At 26.4% G+C, this 2,646-nt stretch carries 3 protein-coding genes; all 3 read left to right on the forward strand.

The window, feature by feature from the left end:
• Positions 1–284: TatD family hydrolase (locus WBG30_RS13905; protein ID WP_424505255.1), on the forward strand; the 284-nt coding region annotated here is incomplete at its 5' end.
• A gap of 133 nt (positions 285–417) precedes the next feature.
• A complete protein-coding gene (locus WBG30_RS13910; protein ID WP_424505256.1) occupies positions 418–1,176 on the forward strand; it encodes a putative RNA methyltransferase in 759 nt (252 codons plus the stop codon).
• Between the two features lie 124 nt (positions 1,177–1,300).
• The coding region (locus tag WBG30_RS13915; RefSeq protein WP_424505257.1) for an SIR2 family protein at positions 1,301–2,646 on the forward strand (1,346 nt) is incomplete at its 3' end.

The following is a 2,646-nucleotide window of genomic DNA, read 5'->3' on the forward strand; positions in this document are numbered from 1 at the left end:
AAAGTGCAGTAGAGCTTATGGATAATTATTATTTTGGAGTGGGAGGAGTGATTACGTTTAAAAATGCTAAAAAACTTGTAGAAGCAGTGTCACAAATACCTTTGGACAGATTGGTGATCGAAACAGACTCTCCATACTTAACTCCTACACCATTTAGAGGAAAGAGAAATCACCCTATATATGTGGAACATATAGCTAGAAAAGTTGCTGAGATAAAGGGAATAACTTATGAGGAAGTAGTGAGAGTAACTACAGCAAATGCTAAGAAAATTTATGGGATATAAGCTTAGACCTCACCGGTCCTGCCGGACACTCTCACGTGGCGACGATTATTAGAAATCTCTTGTAGATAAAAAGTGATTTCTAAATGTCGTTAGGAGAGGGAAGAGGTCTAGTTATAAAAATAGGAGAAAATTTATGAGTATATTAAAGTGTCCTGTGTGTCAGGATGAATTAAATAAAATAGAAAAAAGTTATAGATGCAAAAATAACCATACTTTTGATATGGGAAAGCAAGGATATATAAATTTACATATGTCCAATGAGAAGAGAAGTAAAAATCCTGGGGACGATAAGGAGATGATTATCTCGAGGAAAAACTTTTTGGAAAAGGGATATTATAAAAAAATATCAGAGACTTTGAATGAAAGTATAAAAAAGGAGATAGAAAATAAAAGTGGTATAAATATTTTAGATATAGGATGTGGAGAAGGGTATTATACCAATCTTTTGAGAAATAATCTGGAGGAGAGAAGTATCAATTCTCACATTATAGGAATAGATATATCTAAAGAAGGGATTATCCATGCTGCTAGAACCTACAAAGGGATTGAGTGGATAGTAGCAAGTGGATCAAATCTTCCAATTGCAAGTGAATCCTTAGATTATGTAATCTGTATGTTTAGTTATATAGATCCTACTGAGTATAAAAGAGTATTAAAAAAAGGTGGGAAATTAATAACTGTTAGTACAGGGGAATACCATTTGGTGGAAATTAAAGAGGTAGTCTATGACAAGTTGAAGATGGAATATTATAGACCTACTCAAGACATAGTTGATGGATATAGCCATGAAGAGTTAATAAATGTAAAATATGAAACTGAATTAGAAGATGATAAAGACATAAAAAGTTTATTTGATATGACTCCCTACAGATGGAAAAGTCCCAAGGATTGAGTAGAAAGATTGTTCAATTTATCGGAATTGAAGATAACAATAGATGTAAATATAGATATTTTTGAAAAGAGCTAAAAAATGATTCTTTATGACAAATAGTATTTTATAAACAGAGGGGAAAGTTATGGGGGAATACATCAGTGATTTAACTTTAAGAATGAAGGAAGAAGATATATCTTTTATAAAAATGAATGAGGAAAAATTAATTCGAGAAATTAATGATTTAAAGGATAGAAAATTAATTTTATTTTTAGGGGCTGGGGTATCCAAATCCTATGGATTAAAAAATTGGAACGAAGTTGCAGAAGAGTTGATAGCTAAATTATATAAAAGTAATCAACGGAAATTTAACGAACATCAAATATCTTTAATTAGTAATTATAATGAATCTGAAGTTAAGAAAAAAATTTTACTGGCAGAAAAAATTTTAAATGCTGAAACTTCAAATGGGAATGATTATTATAAGGTTTTAGAAAATTGTATGTGCTATTTAGAAGAAGGTAAAATTTTAAATGGATATAAAGAAAAAAATAAAGATAGTACGACTATTTTAGATGAAATAAGAGAAATATTAAAATTAAAAAATTCAATGTGTTTAACAACTAATATTGATAGATTAATCGAAATAAAATTAGAATTAGCTAAAAAAGAAATGTCTATAGGTAACAAAGGATATGGGAATGAAAATAAAAAATTATATAAAATACATGGATGTATTACTAAAAGAGATACTATTGTATTTACACCGAAAGAATATTTTAAATTTTATAATAATCAAAGGCAAATTAATAAGTTAAAAGAAAAAATGAAAAGTTCAGTTGTTATTTTTATAGGAAAAGAGATTGAAGATGAGATAATACAAGCATTTTTTTATGAGAAAAAAAATACAGAAAAAGAAGACAAAAAATCTGTTTATTTAATAAAATCCTATAATAGTGTTAAAGATTTTGATTTAAAGCCGACATTAGAAATAGAAAAAGAATATTATAATCATTACGACATAACACTACTACCATATGATGAATATAACCATTTACCTAATTATATAAAAAGAATAAAAAAGGAAATTAATTTAATAAAGGAAAAAAAAATTGAGTACGAACTAACAAGCTTTAATATTGATAGATTAGATTCTGAGAAAGATATAAAAAAAATGCAAGAAATTGCAAATGCTATACAGAATAACAAATTTAAGAATTTAGAAGAAACAAATAAAGAAAATTATGAAGATATAAAAAAATTTATTAATGAAAATTATGTTGAATTATTAGAAAATACAAAAATTTATAATAGGCATAATTTTATAATTGAACTTACAGAAAAAAAAATAGAAGAAATATGGAGTGGTTTTGATTTTGAAAATTTAAACGAATTTTGTTTGATTAATTTAATAAAAAGAAGTTTGACAATAAATGAAACAAAATTAGAAAAGTTATTGAACTCATTAATAAATAAAGGTAGATATAATAT

This window comes from Psychrilyobacter sp. (assembly GCF_049671765.1).
Taxonomy (GTDB): domain Bacteria; phylum Fusobacteriota; class Fusobacteriia; order Fusobacteriales; family Fusobacteriaceae; genus Psychrilyobacter.